Origin of the sequence: Streptomyces sp. AC512_CC834 (genome assembly GCF_019049325.1) — a bacterium.
GTDB lineage: Bacteria > Actinomycetota > Actinomycetes > Streptomycetales > Streptomycetaceae > Streptomyces.
Genome location: NZ_JAGMUO010000011.1, coordinates 62,201 through 78,786, shown reverse-complemented (window position 1 = coordinate 78,786; position 16,586 = coordinate 62,201). Strand labels below are relative to the sequence as shown.

The following is a 16,586-nucleotide window of genomic DNA, read 5'->3' as shown; positions in this document are numbered from 1 at the left end:
CTCCGGCGCGACAGCGACCGAAACGCCTCTTGCGCATGCGCGGGTCGCACGCATCCCGGCGCGTGGACGGCGGCTACACGCCGGCGCGTACGTCGGACTACGCACCAGCTTGGTACGAGCTGTGAGGCTTCTCCGCAGATCAGCGCACCCGCCCTCGTCGGGACGCATCAGCGGCAACTGACTGGTACGTGCAAATTATTTGGGATGCCCCGGAATAGGAACACAGCGGCACCCCGGCTCGTTGTCATTACGTGAGCACGACACCACCTGTTCTCGCCGCAGAGCTGGCGCAGGCGTGGGCCGACATTCAGCGGCACCACACCGAGCTGCCCGATCTTGCCGCGCCCGAGTCCCTGATCGGAGAGTCGTCGTCCGCCTGCGGGCACGAGCTCTCTTTCGAGCGACTGCTTCATGAGGCAGTCCACGGCATCGCAGCCGCGCGCGGAGTACGCGACACCTCCCGCGCGGGGCGCTACCACAACCGTCGATTCCTCGCGATCGCCGAGGAGTTGGGCCTCGACCACCCCGAGGAGCCGCATCCCAGCAGCGGCTTCTCGCTGGTCACGCTCACCCCCGAGGCGAAGCGCCGCTACCGCCCGACGATCGATCGCCTCCAGCGCGCGCTGAAGGCCCACACCGTCGCCACCGCGACCGACTCCGCCCGCAGCTTCCGCGGTCCGGCCGCCCGCCACGGCTCCTCCGGGGGAGGGGTGCGCGTAAAGGCGGTCTGCGACTGCGGGCGCAATGTGCGGGTCGTCCCGTCGGTGCTGGCCCAGGCCCCGATCGTGTGCGGCGGCTGCGGCAAGCCGTTCCGGATCCCGGAGGTGGTCGGCGCGGGGATGAGCTGACGATCCGGCTGCTCGTGGCAGCCGGATCCGGGCCGGGTCCCGTCGTCCCGAGGCCGGGTGGTCCGTCCCGCGGACGGACCCGGCGCCCTCGGTCCGACGGGCCTGCCCACGTGTGGCACAATGGCTAGCTGTACTCGACAGTCGAACAGGACCCCTCTCTCCTCCGGCTGACGCGTCCATCGGGCACTCGGGTACCGCAACCCCACGCGGCTCTCTCGCCGTGCCCAACCACGTCAAATCCAGGAGAATCCACTCCCGTGGCAGTCAAGATCAAGCTGAAGCGTCTGGGCAAGATCCGTTCGCCTCACTACCGCATCGTCGTCGCCGACTCCCGTACCCGCCGTGACGGCCGGGCCATCGAGGAGCTCGGCAAGTACCACCCGACGTACAACCCGTCGGTGATGGAGGTCGACGCCGACCGTGTCGCGTACTGGCTCGGTGTCGGCGCGCAGCCGACCGAGCCCGTGCTCGCCATCCTCAAGAAGACCGGCGACTGGCAGAAGTTCAAGGGCGAGCCCGCCCCGGCTCCGCTGCTCCAGCCGGCCGAGAAGGCGGCCCGTCCGTCCTTCGAGGTGATCGGTGGCGAGGACGAGGGCAAGGGTGAGGCGATCACCCAGAAGAAGAAGGCCGACAAGAAGGACGAGGCTGCCGCCGAGTCCGAGTCGACCGAGGCCTGAGCATGCTCGAGGAGACTCTCGAGCACCTCGTGAAGGGCATCGTCGACAACCCTGACGATGTGCAGGTCGCCTCGCGCGACCTGCGTCGCGGGCGGGTGCTCGAGGTCAGGGTCCACCCCGACGACCTCGGCAAGGTGATCGGCCGCAACGGCCGCACCGCACGCGCTCTGCGCACCGTCGTGGGCGCCATCGGCGGCCGCGGTGTCCGTGTCGACCTGGTCGACGTGGACCACGTCCGCTGACGCCAGAACGCAGCACCGGCTCGGGCCGGGGAAGGCCACTGGGCCGTCCCCGGCCCGTAGTCGTATGAGCCGTGACCCGGCGTCGTATGAGCCGTGACCGGCGTCGTGCGAGCCGAGAGCGGCTCGTCGCAGTTCCGACAGGAGATCAAGCACAGTGCAGCTCGTAGTCGCGCGCATCGGCCGCGCCCACGGAATCAAGGGCGAGGTGACCGTCGAGGTCCGCACGGACGAGCCGGAGCTGAGGCTCGGGCCCGGTGCCGTGCTGACCACCGATCCCGCCTCCACCGGGCCGCTCACCATCGAGACCGGCCGGGTGCACAGCGGCCGCCTCCTGCTGCGCTTCGCCGGCGTCCACGACCGCACCGGAGCCGAGGCGCTGCGCAACACCCTCCTGATCGCCGACGTCGACCCGGACGAGCGGCCCGAGGACGAGGACGAGTACTACGACCACCAACTGATCGACCTCGACGTGGTGACCGGGGACGGCGACGAGGTCGGCCGGATCACCGAGATCTCCCACCTGCCCACGCAGGACCTGTTCGTGGTGGAGCGCCCCGACGGCAGCGAGGTCTACGTGCCGTTCGTCTCCGAGATCGTCACCGGGATCGACCTGGACGAGCAGCGCGCGGTCATCGACCCGCCGCCCGGCCTGATCGACGACCGCACCGCCCCCGACGAAGTCGCTGATGGACGCGGCGCCTCCGCGCGGGACGACGCGGAGGACTCCCCGGGAGAAGACGCGTAATGCGGCTCGACGTCGTCACGATCTTCCCCGAGTACCTGGAACCGCTGAACGTCTCCCTCGTCGGCAAGGCACGCGCGCGTGGGCAGCTCGACGTCCGTGTGCACGACCTGCGCGACTGGACGTACGACCGCCACAACACGGTCGACGACAGCCCGTACGGCGGCGGCCCCGGCATGGTGATGAAGACCGAGCCGTGGGGCGACGCCCTGGACGCCGTCCTGGCCGACGGCTACGAGACGGGCTCCGGCGAGCCCGCCCTCATCGTGCCCACGCCCAGCGGCCGGCCCTTCACCCAGGAACTCGCCGTCCACCTCTCCGAGCGCCCCTGGCTGATCTTCACACCCGCCCGCTACGAGGGCATCGACCGCCGCGTGGTCGACGAGTACGCCACCAGGATGCCCGTCTACGAGGTGTCCATCGGCGACTACGTCCTCGCCGGTGGGGAGGCCGCCGTACTCGTCGTCACCGAGGCCGTGGCCCGGCTGCTGCCCGGCGTCCTCGGCAACGCCGAGTCCCACCGGGACGACTCCTTCGCCCCCGGCGCCATGGCCAACCTGCTGGAGGGACCCGTCCACACCAAGCCGCCGCGGTGGCGCGACCGCGGCATCCCGGACGTGCTGCTCAGCGGCCACCACGGGAAGATCGCCCGCTGGCGCCGCGACGAGGCCCTGCGGCGCACCACGGCCAACCGGCCCGACCTGATCGAACGGTGCGACCCGGCGGCCTTCGACAAGAAGGACCGCGAGATGCTCTCCATCCTGGGCTGGCAACCCGATCCGGACGGGGAGCCGTACGGCCGATTTTGGCGCAGGACCCCGGGCATGGAAGAATAGGCCGCTGTTGTGCGTCCGTCCGGAGCGCGCCCCTGCCACAGGGGGACACGACGCCCGTCCCGACCCGCACGACCCTGATTCCGAAACACCTAGTTTCCGTTGATGACCTGTGGCATCAGCGAGGAAAGCAGACGAAATGTCTCACCTGCTCGACTCCGTCGACTCCGCGTCGCTGCGCAGCGACGTCCCGGCCTTCCGCCCCGGCGACACCGTCAACGTCCACGTGCGCGTCATCGAGGGCAACCGCTCCCGTGTGCAGCAGTTCAAGGGCGTCGTCATCCGCCGCCAGGGCGCCGGCGTGCGCGAGACCTTCACGGTCCGCAAGGTCTCCTTCTCCGTCGGCGTCGAGCGCACCTTCCCGGTGCACACCCCGATCGTGGAGAAGATCGAGCTCGTCACCCGCGGTGACGTCCGCCGCGCGAAGCTGTACTACCTGCGCGAGCTGCGCGGCAAGGCCGCGAAGATCAAGGAGAAGCGCGACAACTGAGCGCCCTCCGAGGTCCGTGGCGGGGCCGGATAGCATCTGGCCCCGATGGACACCGAAGCACAGCACACGGAGCGCGACCGCTCCTCCCGCCCTTCCGACTCCGAGCAGCCCTCGGATCCGGGGGACCCGGAGGAACGGTCGCGTTCCGCGTTGACGGGGCGGATCAGGGACTGGGTGCCGGGCGGCCGGATCACCGTGACCCTGCTGACCTTCCTGCTGTTCCTGCTGCTGCTCAGCACCTTCGTGCTGAAGCCGTTCCTGATCCCCAGTGGATCAATGGAGCGCGGATTGAGGATCGGTGACCGGGTTCTCGTAAATAAGTTGGCGTACCGTTTTGACGGCCGGCCGCAGCGGGGCGACATCGTCGTCTTCGACGGCACCGGGCTCTTCGGGCACGGCGACTACATCAAACGCGTTGTCGGTGTGGGTGGGGACCACGTGGTGTGCTGCGACAGGGAGGGGAGGGTCCGGGTGAACGGACAGTCGGTCGACGAGTCGTCGTTCCTGTACCCCGGCGACCGCCCGTCCACGGTCCGCTTCGACGTCGTCGTCCCCGACGGAACCCTCTTCGTCCTCGGCGACCACCGGGCCGACTCCAGCGACTCCCGCGACCACCTGGGCTCCCCGGGCGGTGGGATGGTGCCGGTGGACGAGGTGATCGGCCGCGCCGACTGGATCGTCTGGCCCTTCGGCCACGCCACCCACCTCGACCGCCCAGACGCCTACGCGCGCGTGCCCGAGTCGGAGGCCGAGGTGGAGGCCGAGGCCGGGGCGGAGCACCGTGAGGACGGCGATGGGTAGCCGGGGCAAACCGCGGGGAGCGCCCAGCAGCCCCACGGAGAACCTGCTGCCCACCGGCTCCCGGCGCACCGCCGCGCCGTCCGGTGGCCGCTCGCGCGCCGAACGCCGCAAGCTTCAGCGCAAGGTCAAACGGCGTCGCAGGCGCGGCGCCGTCAAGGAGATCCCCCTCCTCATCGGCGTCGCGGTACTCATAGCGCTGGTGCTGAAGACCTTCCTCGTCCAGGCCTTCGTGATCCCGTCGGGCTCCATGGAGCAGACCATCCGGATCGGCGACCGGGTCCTGGTGGACAAGCTCACCCCCTGGTTCGGCTCCGAGCCGCAGCGCGGGGACGTCGTCGTGTTCCGGGACCCCGGCGGCTGGCTCCAGGGCGAGCAGACCAGCAAGAAGGACGACCCCGTCGTGGTCAAGCAGGTCAAGGAGGGCCTCGCCTTCATCGGTCTGCTGCCGTCCGACGACGAGAAGGACCTCATCAAGCGGGTCGTCGGTGTGGGCGGGGACCACGTCAAGTGCTGTGACAAACAGGGACGCATCACCGTCAACGGCGTTCCCCTGGAGGAGAAGGACTACCTGTACCCCGGAGACACCCCGTCCAGGACGCCGTTCGACGTCACCGTCCCCGAGGGACGGCTGTGGGTGATGGGCGACCACCGGTCCAACTCCGCCGACTCCCGCGCCCACCAGGAGACCGACTTCGGCACCGTGTCCCAGGACGAGGTGGTGGGGCGGGCCATGGTGATCGCGTGGCCGTTCGGCCACTGGACCAGCCTGGACGAGCCGAAAACGTATGCGTCCGTGTCCGACTCGGCCGCCGGTGCGACCGCCGCTCCCCGGCTGTCGCATAGGGTTGCCCCCTACGATCCGAACGCGATGATTCAACTCCCGACCCCTGCGGAACTCCCGCTCGTTATGGGAGTGGTGGGCCTGCGTCGTATCCGGGGCAGGCGGTGGCAGAGAGTAAGGAGTTGGCGTGGGGGATGTGGCGGTTGGCGCACGGTCCGGACACGACGGCGAGGAGAACCGCGGACGCCCCGAGGAGACGGCCGCCCCGGTCACGGACGGCGCCCCGGACTCCGGGCACGACTCCGGAACCGAGGACGGCAGGGTGACGAACGGACACAACGGCGGGACCGAGGACGAGGGAGTGGGCGGGACACCTCCCACCGCACCCTCCGCGGCCAAGAAGCAGCGCTCCTTCTGGAAGGAGCTGCCCATCCTGATCGGCATCGCGCTGGTGCTCGCCCTGCTGATCAAGACGTTCCTGCTACAGGCGTTCTCGATCCCGTCGTCCTCGATGGAGAACACCCTTCAGATCGGTGACCGGGTTCTCGTCGACAAGCTGACCCCCTGGTTCGGCTCGGAGCCCGACCGCGGCGAGGTCGTCGTCTTCCACGACCCGGCCGAATGGCTGGCGGGCGAGCCGACACCCGACCCCAACGCGTTTCAGACCGTCCTGAGCTGGATCGGCCTGATGCCGTCCGCGGAGGAGAAGGACCTGATCAAGCGCGTCATCGGCGTCGGCGGCGACACCGTCGAGTGCAACAAGACGGGCCCGCTCAAGGTCAACGGCAAGGCGCTGAACGAGCCGTACGTGTACCCCGGAAACACGCCGTGCTCCGACGACGACCAGGGCGGCCAGTTCAAGGTCAAGGTGCCGCAGGGCATGATCTGGGTCATGGGCGACCACCGGCAGAACTCCCGGGACTCGCGCTACAACCAGTCGGACAAGAACGACGGCATGGTCCCGGTGGACGCGGTCATCGGCCGCGCCATCGTGGTCGCCTGGCCGATGGACCGCTGGGGCACCCTGTCGGTCCCCGACACCTTCGACCAGGACAGGCTCCAGGCCCAGGCCCAGGCCCAGTCTCAGTCCTCTGCCGCCGCCGCGCTGTCGGTGGCACCCCAGGGCCTGGCCCTCGCCGGCGTCGCCCCGGTCGTCTGGTGGCGCCGTCGCCGCACCGCCCCCGCCGAGACTCGCTGAGAGCCGCCGAGACCCACCGAGACCCGCTGAGACGCCTCGGATCGTCCGCCCGTCGACGCGGCAGCCCCTCCCGGCCGCCTTCCGCCCCCGGGGAGGGGGCTGCCCCGTTCGGGTACCGCCGGGTAAGGTGCCGCTCCATGGGTGGCGAGAGCACGACACGTACGGCCCCGCGCGGCGGCGGCGCGAACAAGGGTCCGGTGGGCAGCCGGACCGGGCAGCGGCTGTCCGGACTCGCCGTGGCGCTGGGTCTGGTGCTGTTCCTCGGCGGGTTCGCCTGGGGTGCGGTGGTCTACCGGCCCTACACCGTGCCGACCAGCTCGATGACGCCGACGATCGACGCCGGTGACCGGGTCCTGGCGCAGCGCATCGACGGCGCCGACGTCCACCGCGGCGACGTCGTCGTGTTCAAGGACGCGACCTGGGCCGACGCCCCGCTGGTCAAGCGGGTCGTCGCCGTCGGCGGGGACACCGTCTCCTGCTGCCAGAAGGGCAAGCTGAAGGTCAACGGCAAGGTGATCGAGGAGCCGTACCTGCCCGCAGGCACCCCGGCCGAGATCAGCGACTTCCAGACCGTGACCGTTCCGGAGGGCCGCCTGTTCCTGCTCGGCGACGAACGCGACAACTCCGTGGACTCCACCGCCCACCTCACCGACGCGGCCGGCGGCACCGTGCCGCGCGGCGCCGTGGACGCCCGCGTCGACGCCGTGGCCTGGCCGATGAACGGCATGCTGGAGCGGCCGACCGGGTTCGAGACCCTGGGCGGCCTCTCCTCGCCGGGTCCGCTGCGGACGGTCGTCGCGGTGGTGATCGCCGGGGCCGTGCTCATTCTGGCCGGCGCGGCGTACGGGCCCCTCGCCAAGCGGGCCGGGGCCTCCCGTGCCCGAAGCGGAGCGGAGCCCACCGGTGGCCGCTGAGGTGACCCCGGCGGGCCGGGACACCTACGAGGGCGGACTGCGCCGGGTCGCCCGGGTCGTGCTGCTCGACTCCGAGGACCGCATCCTCCTGCTGCACGGGCACGAACCGGACGATCCGGCCGACGACTGGTGGTTCACTCCCGGCGGCGGCGTGGAGGGCGACGAGACGCGTGCGGAGGCCGCCCGGCGCGAGCTCCTGGAGGAGACCGGCATCACCGACGTCGAACTCGGCCCGGTGCTGTGGCGGCGCAGGTGCTCCTTCCCCTTCGCGGGCCGCCGCTGGGACCAGGACGAGTGGTACTACCTGGCCCGCACCGCCCAGACCGCCACCGAGGCCCTCGGCCTCACCGAGCTGGAGCGGCGCAGCGTCGCCGGAGCACGCTGGTGGACGTGTGAGGAACTGACCCGGGCACATGAGACGGTGTATCCGACCAGACTCGCCGGGCTGCTGCGCAAGCTGCTCGACGAAGGTCCCCCGGCCGGGCCGGTGACTCTGGACACCGAAATCGTCTAGGGGCGCACGGGACTGGCGCACAATGGTGGGACCGCACGGCTGAAGGGGAACATGCCATGAGCGCCGAGGACCTCGAAAAGTACGAGACCGAGATGGAGCTCAAGCTCTACCGGGAGTACCGCGATGTCGTCGGTCTGTTCAAATACGTGATCGAGACCGAGCGGCGTTTCTACCTCACCAACGACTACGAGATGCAGGTGCACTCGGTCCAGGGTGAGGTGTTCTTCGAGGTCTCCATGGCTGATGCCTGGGTGTGGGACATGTACCGGCCGGCCCGGTTCGTCAAGCAGGTGCGGGTGTTGACGTTCAAGGACGTGAACATCGAGGAGCTGAACAAGAGCGACCTGGAGCTTCCCGGCGGGTGACGGAGTTTTCCACAACCGGTGAGTAGTTCACCGTGAGTGACGGGATCGACCCGTCTGCGTGATCGTTGGTGCCGGAGGTGGTGCCGGCATGAACGCACGAGGTGCGATGGGCAAGTACGGCGAGACACTCGCCGCCCGCAGGCTGACCGGGGCCGGGATGACCGTCCTGGAGCGCAACTGGCGCTGCGGCAGGACCGGCGAGATCGACATCGTCGCCCGGGACGGAGACGTCCTGGTCGTCTGCGAGGTCAAGACGCGCAGGGCCGGTTCCTTCGAGCACCCGATGGCCGCCGTGACCCCGGAGAAGACGGAGCGGCTGCGGCGGCTCGCCGAGCGCTGGATCCAGACCCACGGAGGCGCCCCGCCCGGCGGCGTCCGCATCGATCTGGTCGGCGTGCTCCTCCCGCAGCGCGGCGCCCCCGTGGTCGAGCACGCCCGGGGGGTGGCGTGATGGGGTTCGCGCGTACGTGCTCGGTGGCGCTCGTCGGCGTCGAGGGCGTGGTGGTCGAGGTCCAGGCCGACCTCGAACCGGGGGTGGCGGCGTTCACGCTGGTGGGGCTGCCGGACAAGAGCCTGACGGAGAGCCGGGACCGGGTCCGGGCGGCCGTGGTGAACTCGGGCGCGGAGTGGCCCCAGAAGAAGCTGACGGTGGGACTCAGCCCGGCCTCGGTGCCCAAGAGCGGCAGCGGCTTCGACCTGGCCGTCGCCGCAAGCGTCCTGGGCGCCGCCGAGCGGATCGACCCGCGGGTGCTCGCCGACATCGTGATGATCGGGGAGCTGGGTCTGGACGGCCGGGTGCGGCCGGTGCGCGGCATCCTGCCGGCGGTCCTGGCCGCGTCCGAGGCCGGCTACGAACAGGTGGTCGTGCCGGAGTGCGCCGCCGCCGAGGCGTCCCTGGTGCCAGGGGTTTCCGTACTCGGCGTGCGCAGCCTGCGCCAGCTCATCGCCGTCCTCGCCGACGAACCCGTGCCGGAGGAGGAACAGGACGAGCAGGGCCGCCCCGACCCGCTCCTCGCCGGTCTGCGCATGCCCGGCACCGGCGCGGCCACCGGCATGCACGGCATGGGGGCGGCGCAGCACGACCAGGGTCACGACCTCGCCGACGTCGTCGGCCAGGGGTCGGCGCGCACGGCCGTGGAGGTCGCCGCCGCAGGCCGTCATCACCTCTTCCTGGAAGGGCCGCCGGGGGCCGGCAAGACCATGCTCGCCGAACGGCTGCCCGCCATCCTGCCCCGGCTCTGCCGTGCGGAGTCGCTGGAGGTCACCGCCGTGCACTCGGTGTCGGGACTGCTGCCGCCGGGCAAGCCCCTGATCGACGTGGCCCCCTACTGCGCCCCGCACCACTCCGCCACGATGCAGGCCCTCGTCGGGGGCGGCCCCGGCATCGCGAGGCCGGGAGCCGTGTCACTGGCGCACCGAGGCGTCCTGTTTCTGGACGAAACACCGGAATTCAGCAGCCACGCGCTCGACGCCCTGCGCCAGCCGCTGGAGGCCGGGCACGTCGTCATCGCGCGCAGCGCGGGCGTGGTGCGCTTCCCGGCGCGGTTCCTGATGGTGCTCGCCGCCAATCCCTGCCCGTGCGGGCGGTTCTCGCGCACGGACGAGCTGTGCGAGTGCCCGCCCTCGTCGATCCGCCGCTACCAGGCCAGACTGTCCGGCCCGCTGCTCGACCGGGTCGACCTCCGGGTCGAGGTGGACCGGGTCACACGCAGTCAGCTCGCGGGGGACGGCCCCCGGGGAGACGCCACCGCAACGGTCGCCGACCGGGTGCGGGCGGCCCGGGAGCGAGCGGCCGCGCGCCTCGCGGACACCCCGTGGCGGTCGAACAGCGAGGTGCCCGGCCGTGAGCTGCGCAGCCGCTGGCGCGCCGCGCCCGGAGCGCTGGAGGAGGCGGAGCGCAGTCTGGAACGCGGCGTCCTCACCGCCCGCGGCCTCGACCGGGTCCTGCGCGTCGCCTGGACCGTGGCGGACCTCGTCGGCCACGACCGGCCCGACGTACGGGACGTCGCCCTGGCCCTGCAACTGCGCACCGGGGTGCCGCGAGGCGTCCCGATGGCCCTCGGAGCGCTGACATGACCGGGGACACCGCGCCCACGGGCGGCGACGCCCTGTTCAACGCCGACGCGGCGACCCGTGGCGAGGAGGGGTGCGGTTCCGCCGCGGCGAGGAGCGCCGATTCGACGAAGGCCGATTCGAAGGACACCGATTCGAAGGACACCGATTCGGGGGACGCCGCTTCTGGGGGAGGCGGTGCCGGGGGCACCGGGGCGCGGAGTGACGGGCCGGTGGACGGTGAGCTGCTCGGGCGGGTGTTCCTCGCCCGGGTCATCGAGCCCGGCGACGAGACGGCCGGGCGGTGGGTGCGCGAGCGCGGCGTCGTGGAGGTGGCGCGGCGGTTGCGCGAGGGCGGGCGTGCCCTGCCCGGGGTGAGCGAGAAGCGGTGGGCCGGGCTGTGCGCCCGGGCGAGCAGGGCCGACCCCAGACGGGACCTGGCCGCCGCCCGGTCCGCGGGGGCGCGCTTCGTGGCACCCGGGACCGCCGAGTGGCCGGGGCAGCTCGACGACCTCGGTGACGCCCGGCCCCTCGGTCTGTGGGTGCGGGGCGGGCCCAGCCTGCGCATGTGGGCGCTCAGGTCGGTCGCCGTCGTCGGCGCCCGCGCCTGCACCGAGTACGGCGCCCACATGGCGGCCACGCTCGCCGCCGGCCTCGCCGAGCGCGGCTGGGTCGTGGTGTCCGGCGGCGCCTACGGCGTCGACGGCGCGGCCCACCGAGGGGCCCTCGGCGCCGGCGGTGCCACCGCGGCGGTTCTCGCCTGCGGTGTCGACCGCCCCTACCCTCCCGGGCACACCGCCCTGATCACCAGGATCGCCGACCAGGGCCTGGTCGTCGGAGAGCTGCCACCGGGCGACCATCCGACGCCGAGCAGATTCATCCTGCGCAACCGCGTGATCGCCGCGCTCACCCGGGGCACCGTGGTCGTCGAGGCCGCCTACCGCAGCGGTTCCCTGGTCACCGCACGGGCGGCTCGGCGCCTGGGCCGGCATGTGATGGGCGTGCCGGGGCCGGCGACCAGCGCGCTCTCCGCCGGCGTGCACGAGCTGCTGCGCGGCGACGCGGTACTCGTCGGCGACGCCGCCGAGGTGGTCGAACTGGTCGGCGACATGGGGGAGCTGTCCCCGGAGCGGCGCGGGCCGGTCCTCCCCACCGACCTCCTGGAACCCCGGACCCGCCAGGTGCTGGCCGGGCTCCCCGCGCGGGGAACGGCGACGGCGGCGGAGGTGGCACGCCGGGCCCAGACCACGCAGGACGACGCGATCGCGAGACTGTACGAACTTCGAGCACTTGGTTACGTCGAACGACACGGCGACGGCTGGAAGTTGACACGCCAGGCGATGATCTCGGTCCGCGGAGGTCGCAGCCCGTGCTGACGCACCGTGTTCGGCCGTCCGGGGGAACCCCGACGCCCGTGGGGATTCTGGCAGTTGAGGTATTCGAGTGATCACCCAGAGCGATCATCGTCCCCCCTGTAGAGCGTTCAGCGGAACGTATCTGCGTACCGCCCTCACCCGCTTCTTCGCACACCGCGACGGTCCAGTCACGCTACGCTCACGATGACCCCCACGCAGACGGCCGACAGCAGGCGACAACCAGACAGCAGGCCGGCGGCCTCAGGCACACCACAACACGGCAGAACGGCACTAGGCGACGAATGCCCCAGCACACCTCCGGGTCCGACCGGGCGGCGATCCCCCCAGCCGCCCGCGACGGTGGCAGCGTGCGACCGTCCGCCCCCTCGACGCTCGACGAGCTGTGGCGGTCGTACAAGACGACCGGCGACGAGCGGCTGCGGGAACAGCTGATCCTGCACTACTCGCCCCTCGTGAAGTACGTGGCCGGCCGGGTGAGCGTGGGACTGCCGCCCAATGTCGAGCAGGCCGACTTCGTCTCCTCCGGGGTGTTCGGGCTGATCGACGCCATCGAGAAGTTCGACGTCGACCGCGAGATCAAGTTCGAGACGTACGCGATCACCCGGATCCGGGGCGCGATGATCGACGAACTGCGGGCGCTGGACTGGATCCCGCGGTCGGTGCGGCAGAAGGCGCGCAACGTGGAGCGCGCCTACGCGACGCTGGAGGCACGGCTGCGGCGCACCCCCTCGGAGAGCGAGGTGGCCGCGGAGATGGGGATCGCGGTGGAGGATCTCCATGCGGTCTTCAGCCAGTTGTCGCTGGCCAACGTGGTCGCCCTGGAGGAGTTGCTGCACGCGGGGAGCGAGGGCGGCGACCGGCTGAGCCTGATGGACACGCTGGAGGACACCGCCGCCGACGATCCGGTGGAGATCGCCGAGGGCCGGGAACTGCGGCGGCTCCTGGCGCGGGCGATCAACACGCTGCCGGAGCGGGAGAAGACCGTCGTCACGCTGTACTACTACGAGGGCCTCACACTCGCCGAGATCGGGAACGTGCTGGGCGTGACCGAGAGCCGGGTCAGTCAGATTCACACCAAGTCGGTGTTGCAACTGCGCGCCAAGCTGGCCAGTTTCGGCCGCTGACCTGGGCTTACGGCACGCGACAGGCCCCGCTGTCGGCCCTGCCCGTGACCCCGTCGGCGGTCGTACGGTCGGGTGAGTGACTCCCGTACGGCGTGGCGCGTCCGTAAAGTGGTGACGTGCCAAGGATTCGAGCGGCCTCTGTGGCCGAGCACCGGTCGATGCAGCGTGCCGCCCTGCTGGACGCGGCACGCTCCCTGCTGTCCGACGGCGGAACGGAGGCGCTGACCTTCCCCGCCCTCGCCGAACGGACGGGACTTGCCAGGTCGTCCGTCTACGAGTACTTCCGCTCGCGAGCCGCGGTGGTCGAGGAGCTGTGCGCCGTCGACTTCCCGGTCTGGGCCGCGGAGGTCGAGGCGGCGATGGAGCGCGAGACGGCCCCGGAGGCCAAGGTCGAGGCGTATGTGCGGGGGCAGCTCGACCTGGTCGGCGACCGGCGGCACCGGGCCGTGGTGGCCATCTCCGCGAGCGAGCTGGACGCCGGCGCGCGGGAGAAGATCCGGGCCGCGCACGGTGGGCTGATCGCGATGATCGTCGAGGCGCTGGGGGAGATGGGGCACGGAGAGCCGCGGCTGGCGGCCATGCTGCTCCAGGGCGTCGTGGACGCGGCCGTGCGGCGGATCGAGCTGGGGGCGGCGGAGGAGCCGACGGTGATCACCCGGGCGGCGGTCTCCATGGCGTTGCGGGGCGTACGGGGCTGACCGCCGCGCCGCCGGGCAGGGGCACCCCCAGCACCGGCAGCAGTCGCGACGGACCCGCGTCCAGCAGCCACGGCGGGAGCAGGGAGAGCGGGTTCCGATAGACCTCGCCGCGCAGCAGCCCCCAGTGCAGGCAGGCCGCGCAGTGGGAGCCCGTCGGTTCCACCGTGCCCAGCACCTCGCCCGCCGCCACCTCGTCGCCCTTCTCCACCGCCGCCTCGACCGGCTCGTACGTCGTCCGCAGAGGCGGGTCCCCCGTTCCCGTCAGCTCCAGTGAGACGACGCCCCGGCCCGCCACCCGCCCCGCGAACGACACCCGCCCCGCCGCCACCGCCCGCACCGGTGCCCCGCCCGCCGCGGCGAGGTCCACACCGCGGTGGCCCGGTCCGTACGGGGTTGCCGGGGGCTCCCAGCCCCGCAGGACGGCGGGCCGGGTGCCGACCGGCCAGTGCCGGGCCACGGCCGGCACCGCCGGGTCCGGGACCTTCCTGCCGAAGTCCGCCGCGGCCGTCACGGCGGCCGCCGCCGGCGCGGGACGCGACGGACCCGGGACCACGACGGTCAGCAGCAGCACCACCCAGGCCCACGCCCACGCACTCCCACTCGCCCCCGCACACGTACTCGTACTCGCCATTCGCCTCGTTCGCATGCGAGCACCGTCCCGCACCAGGGCCGACCGCCGCCCGGCCCTGTGGACCGCGCTCCGCTTGTGGACAGCCGCGTCACCCGGTACCCCGCGGGTCCCGTACACTTCTGGTGGCGATCCGGGTCACCGGGTCGACTTCGCACGCCCCGACATGAAGCCTCCCAAGGCTGGTGTCAGCGCCTCTCGGTCCTCAGCGGCACGGCGCAACGCGGGCGTCAGGCGCGGGAGCCGTCCGGCTTCCGCGGCACAACCGAGAAACTCGAGGAGATGCGGCCATGGCCGTCGTCACGATGCGGGAGCTGCTGGAAAGCGGCGTCCACTTCGGTCACCAGACCCGTCGTTGGAACCCGAAGATGAAGCGGTTCATCTTCACGGAGCGCAACGGCATCTACATCATCGACCTGCTCCAGTCGCTGTCGTACATCGACCGCGCCTACGAGTTCGTCAAGGAGACCGTCGCCCACGGCGGCACGGTCATGTTCGTCGGCACGAAGAAGCAGGCGCAGGAGGCCATCGCCGAGCAGGCCACCCGCGTCGGCATGCCCTACGTCAACCAGCGCTGGCTGGGCGGCATGCTCACCAACTTCTCGACCGTCTACAAGCGCCTGCAGCGCCTGAAGGAGCTCGAGCAGATCGACTTCGAGGACGTGGCCGCCTCCGGCCTCACCAAGAAGGAGCTGCTGGTCCTCTCCCGCGAGAAGGCCAAGCTGGAGAAGACCCTCGGCGGTATCCGCGAGATGTCCAAGGTGCCCAGCGCCGTTTGGATCGTGGACACCAAGAAGGAGCACATCGCGGTCGGCGAGGCCCGGAAGCTCAACATCCCGGTCGTCGCCATCCTCGACACCAACTGCGACCCCGACGAGGTCGACTACAAGATCCCGGGCAACGACGACGCGATCCGCTCCGTCACCCTGCTCACCCGCGTGATCGCCGACGCCGTCGCCGAGGGCCTCATCGCCCGCTCCGGCGCCGCCGGTGGCGCCAAGGGTGACAAGGCCGCCGGTGAGCCGCTCGCCGCGTGGGAGCGCGACCTGCTCGAGGGCGAGAAGGCCGAGAAGGCCGAGAAGGCCGAGAAGAAGGACGACGCCGACGCCGAGGCCGCCGAGAAGCCCGCCGAGGCTCCGGCTGCCGACGCCGACGCCGAGGCCGCCCCGGTTGCCGAGGCCACCGAGGCTCCGGCCGCCGAGGCCGCCCCCGCCGACGAGGCGCCCGCTGCCGAGGCGCCCGCCGCCGAGGCTCCGGCCACGGACGCCGAGCAGGCCTGACCCTCACCACCTTCGGGTTCTGGACGGCGGGGGCTGCGAAGCCTCCGCCGTCCGGCCCGTAGATCTTCAGACTTCGAGAGAGATTCCGGAAACATGGCGAACTACACCGCCGCCGACGTCAAGAAGCTCCGCGAGCTCACCGGCGCCGGCATGATGGACTGCAAGAAGGCGCTGGACGAGGCCGAGGGCAACGTCGACAAGGCCGTCGAGGCGCTCCGTATCAAGGGTCAGAAGGGCGTCGCCAAGCGCGAGGGCCGCTCTGCCGAGAACGGCGCGGTCGTCTCGGTCATCGCCGACGACAACACCTCGGGTGTCATCGTCGAGCTGAAGTGCGAGACGGACTTCGTCGCCAAGGGCGAGAGGTTCCAGAACGTCGCCAAGACCATCGCCGAGCACGTCGCCAAGGCCGCCCCGGCCGACCTCGAGGCCCTGCTCGCCTCCGAGATCGAGCCCGGCAAGACCGTCCAGGCGTACGTGGACGAGGCCAACGCCAACCTCGGCGAGAAGATCGTCCTGGACCGCTTCGCGCAGTTCTCCGGCGGCTTCGTGACCGCGTACATGCACCGCACGATGCCTGACCTGCCCCCGCAGATCGGTGTCCTCGTGGAGCTGGACAAGCCCAACGCCGAGATCGCCAAGGGCGTCGCCCAGCACATCGCCGCCTTCGCGCCGAAGTACCTCTCCAAGGAGGACGTCCCGGCCGAGGTCGTCGAGTCCGAGCGCCGCGTCGCCGAGGAGACCACCCGCGCCGAGGGCAAGCCCGAGGCCGCCCTGCCGAAGATCGTCGAGGGTCGCGTCAACGGCTTCTTCAAGGACGCCACCCTGCTCGGCCAGCCCTACGCCCTGGACAACAAGAAGTCCGTCCAGAAGGTGCTGGAGGAGGCCGGTGTCAGCCTGAAGCGCTTCTCGCGCATCAAGGTCGGCATCTGAGTCCGTACCGCGACGGACGCGCGACCCCGGTAGGGTCGACAGCAGTCGTCGGCGCCGTTCGCGTATGCCGTTGCGTACGCGCGCGTGGCGGCG

The 16,586-nt window shown here is 71.4% G+C and carries 19 protein-coding genes and 1 pseudogene; 19 read left to right on the top strand and 1 reads right to left on the bottom strand.

The window, feature by feature from the left end; translation table 11 throughout:
• The first annotated feature begins 251 nt into the window (after window positions 1-251).
• The 17 genes and pseudogenes from KUM40_RS02200 to KUM40_RS02120 all read left to right on the top strand — a co-directional run bounded on the left by KUM40_RS02200 (window position 252) and on the right by KUM40_RS02120 (window position 13,655).
• Window positions 252-848 carry a hypothetical protein gene (locus KUM40_RS02200; protein WP_217162208.1) on the top strand — a complete coding sequence of 199 codons (597 nt, stop codon included), beginning with the start codon at window positions 252-254 and terminating at the stop codon, window positions 846-848.
• 257 nt (window positions 849-1,105) lie between these two features.
• Complete coding sequence (gene rpsP / locus KUM40_RS02195) at window positions 1,106-1,525, top strand: 30S ribosomal protein S16 (RefSeq protein WP_217162206.1); 420 nt, start codon at window positions 1,106-1,108, stop codon at window positions 1,523-1,525.
• A 2-nt stretch (window positions 1,526-1,527) separates the two neighbouring features.
• Window positions 1,528-1,767, top strand: a complete 240-nt coding sequence (locus tag KUM40_RS02190; protein WP_217162204.1) for an RNA-binding protein — start codon at window positions 1,528-1,530, stop codon at window positions 1,765-1,767.
• A gap of 154 nt (window positions 1,768-1,921) precedes the next feature.
• Entirely contained in the window at window positions 1,922-2,512 is a 591-nt protein-coding gene (gene rimM, locus KUM40_RS02185) for a ribosome maturation factor RimM (protein WP_217162202.1), read from the top strand.
• A complete protein-coding gene (trmD, locus tag KUM40_RS02180; protein WP_217162200.1) occupies window positions 2,512-3,345 on the top strand; it encodes a tRNA (guanosine(37)-N1)-methyltransferase TrmD in 834 nt (277 codons plus the stop codon). The genes rimM and trmD overlap by 1 nt, the downstream gene beginning before the upstream one ends.
• Window positions 3,346-3,481: 136 nt before the next feature.
• Window positions 3,482-3,832, top strand: a complete 351-nt coding sequence (gene rplS, locus KUM40_RS02175; protein ID WP_030041016.1) for a 50S ribosomal protein L19 — start codon at window positions 3,482-3,484, stop codon at window positions 3,830-3,832.
• Window positions 3,833-3,877: 45 nt separating this feature from the next.
• Window positions 3,878-4,633, top strand: coding sequence for a signal peptidase I (lepB, locus tag KUM40_RS02170; protein WP_217162198.1), 756 nt, complete (start codon window positions 3,878-3,880; stop codon window positions 4,631-4,633).
• Window positions 4,626-5,711 (top strand): annotated as a pseudogene (lepB, locus tag KUM40_RS02165) (signal peptidase I); the annotation flags it as partial. The gene lepB (KUM40_RS02170) and the pseudogene lepB (KUM40_RS02165), both read left to right, overlap by 8 nt.
• The gene (gene lepB / locus KUM40_RS02160) at window positions 5,602-6,612 is read left to right on the top strand and encodes a signal peptidase I (protein WP_308401045.1); all 1,011 of its coding nucleotides are present in this window, start codon (window positions 5,602-5,604) and stop codon (window positions 6,610-6,612) included. The pseudogene lepB (KUM40_RS02165) and the gene lepB (KUM40_RS02160), both read left to right, overlap by 110 nt.
• A 137-nt stretch (window positions 6,613-6,749) precedes the next feature.
• Complete coding sequence (gene lepB / locus KUM40_RS02155; protein ID WP_217162191.1) at window positions 6,750-7,526, top strand: signal peptidase I; 777 nt, start codon at window positions 6,750-6,752, stop codon at window positions 7,524-7,526.
• A complete protein-coding gene (locus KUM40_RS02150; protein WP_217162190.1) occupies window positions 7,516-8,040 on the top strand; it encodes an NUDIX hydrolase in 525 nt (174 codons plus the stop codon). Before lepB (KUM40_RS02155) ends, KUM40_RS02150 begins: the two co-directional genes overlap by 11 nt.
• Before the next feature lie 56 nt (window positions 8,041-8,096).
• The gene (locus KUM40_RS02145; RefSeq protein WP_003965949.1) at window positions 8,097-8,405 is read left to right on the top strand and encodes a DUF2469 domain-containing protein; all 309 of its coding nucleotides are present in this window, start codon (window positions 8,097-8,099) and stop codon (window positions 8,403-8,405) included.
• Window positions 8,406-8,493: 88 nt separating this feature from the next.
• Entirely contained in the window at window positions 8,494-8,856 is a 363-nt protein-coding gene (locus tag KUM40_RS02140) for a YraN family protein (protein WP_217162188.1), read from the top strand.
• Complete coding sequence (locus tag KUM40_RS02135) at window positions 8,856-10,481, top strand: YifB family Mg chelatase-like AAA ATPase (RefSeq protein WP_217162186.1); 1,626 nt, start codon at window positions 8,856-8,858, stop codon at window positions 10,479-10,481. The genes KUM40_RS02140 and KUM40_RS02135 overlap by 1 nt, the downstream gene beginning before the upstream one ends.
• Complete coding sequence (dprA, locus tag KUM40_RS02130) at window positions 10,478-11,833, top strand: DNA-processing protein DprA (RefSeq protein WP_254394414.1); 1,356 nt, start codon at window positions 10,478-10,480, stop codon at window positions 11,831-11,833. Before KUM40_RS02135 ends, dprA begins: the two co-directional genes overlap by 4 nt.
• Before the next feature lie 281 nt (window positions 11,834-12,114).
• Window positions 12,115-12,957: an RNA polymerase sigma factor WhiG gene (gene whiG, locus KUM40_RS02125; RefSeq protein WP_217162184.1), complete on the top strand. Its 843-nt coding sequence runs from the start codon at window positions 12,115-12,117 to the stop codon at window positions 12,955-12,957.
• Window positions 12,958-13,097: 140 nt separating this feature from the next.
• Entirely contained in the window at window positions 13,098-13,655 is a 558-nt protein-coding gene (locus KUM40_RS02120) for a TetR/AcrR family transcriptional regulator (protein WP_217162467.1), read from the top strand.
• On the opposite strand, the gene KUM40_RS02115 is transcribed toward KUM40_RS02120, so the two are convergent.
• On the bottom strand, window positions 13,609-14,301 hold the full coding sequence (locus tag KUM40_RS02115; RefSeq protein ID WP_308401044.1) for a M23 family metallopeptidase: 693 nt from the start codon (window positions 14,299-14,301) through the stop codon (window positions 13,609-13,611). The two genes, KUM40_RS02120 and KUM40_RS02115, sit on opposite strands and share 47 nt — an antisense overlap.
• Window positions 14,302-14,573: 272 nt before the next feature.
• Between KUM40_RS02115 and rpsB the strand changes: the two genes are divergently transcribed.
• Both rpsB and tsf read left to right on the top strand, forming a co-directional pair.
• A complete protein-coding gene (rpsB, locus tag KUM40_RS02110) occupies window positions 14,574-15,563 on the top strand; it encodes a 30S ribosomal protein S2 (RefSeq protein WP_217162182.1) in 990 nt (329 codons plus the stop codon).
• 93 nt (window positions 15,564-15,656) lie between these two features.
• On the top strand, window positions 15,657-16,493 hold the full coding sequence (tsf, locus tag KUM40_RS02105) for a translation elongation factor Ts (RefSeq protein WP_217162180.1): 837 nt from the start codon (window positions 15,657-15,659) through the stop codon (window positions 16,491-16,493).
• Window positions 16,494-16,586 lie beyond the last annotated feature (93 nt).

What these genes read in the sequence shown, in the direction of transcription:
- KUM40_RS02135 (WP_217162186.1), top strand. Translation starts at nt 8,856, where the DNA reads ATGGGGTTCGCGCGTACGTGCTCGGTGGCGCTCGTCGGCGTCGAGGGC.
- trmD (WP_217162200.1), top strand. Translation starts at nt 2,512, where the DNA reads ATGCGGCTCGACGTCGTCACGATCTTCCCCGAGTACCTGGAACCGCTG.
- lepB (WP_217162198.1), top strand. Translation starts at nt 3,878, where the DNA reads ATGGACACCGAAGCACAGCACACGGAGCGCGACCGCTCCTCCCGCCCT.
- KUM40_RS02145 (WP_003965949.1), top strand. Translation starts at nt 8,097, where the DNA reads ATGAGCGCCGAGGACCTCGAAAAGTACGAGACCGAGATGGAGCTCAAG.
- lepB (WP_217162191.1), top strand. Translation starts at nt 6,750, where the DNA reads ATGGGTGGCGAGAGCACGACACGTACGGCCCCGCGCGGCGGCGGCGCG.
- KUM40_RS02115 (WP_308401044.1), bottom strand. Translation starts at nt 14,301, where the DNA reads ATGCGAACGAGGCGAATGGCGAGTACGAGTACGTGTGCGGGGGCGAGT.
- rplS (WP_030041016.1), top strand. Translation starts at nt 3,482, where the DNA reads ATGTCTCACCTGCTCGACTCCGTCGACTCCGCGTCGCTGCGCAGCGAC.
- dprA (WP_254394414.1), top strand. Translation starts at nt 10,478, where the DNA reads ATGACCGGGGACACCGCGCCCACGGGCGGCGACGCCCTGTTCAACGCC.
- KUM40_RS02190 (WP_217162204.1), top strand. Translation starts at nt 1,528, where the DNA reads ATGCTCGAGGAGACTCTCGAGCACCTCGTGAAGGGCATCGTCGACAAC.
- whiG (WP_217162184.1), top strand. Translation starts at nt 12,115, where the DNA reads ATGCCCCAGCACACCTCCGGGTCCGACCGGGCGGCGATCCCCCCAGCC.
- tsf (WP_217162180.1), top strand. Translation starts at nt 15,657, where the DNA reads ATGGCGAACTACACCGCCGCCGACGTCAAGAAGCTCCGCGAGCTCACC.
- rpsB (WP_217162182.1), top strand. Translation starts at nt 14,574, where the DNA reads ATGGCCGTCGTCACGATGCGGGAGCTGCTGGAAAGCGGCGTCCACTTC.
- KUM40_RS02140 (WP_217162188.1), top strand. Translation starts at nt 8,494, where the DNA reads ATGAACGCACGAGGTGCGATGGGCAAGTACGGCGAGACACTCGCCGCC.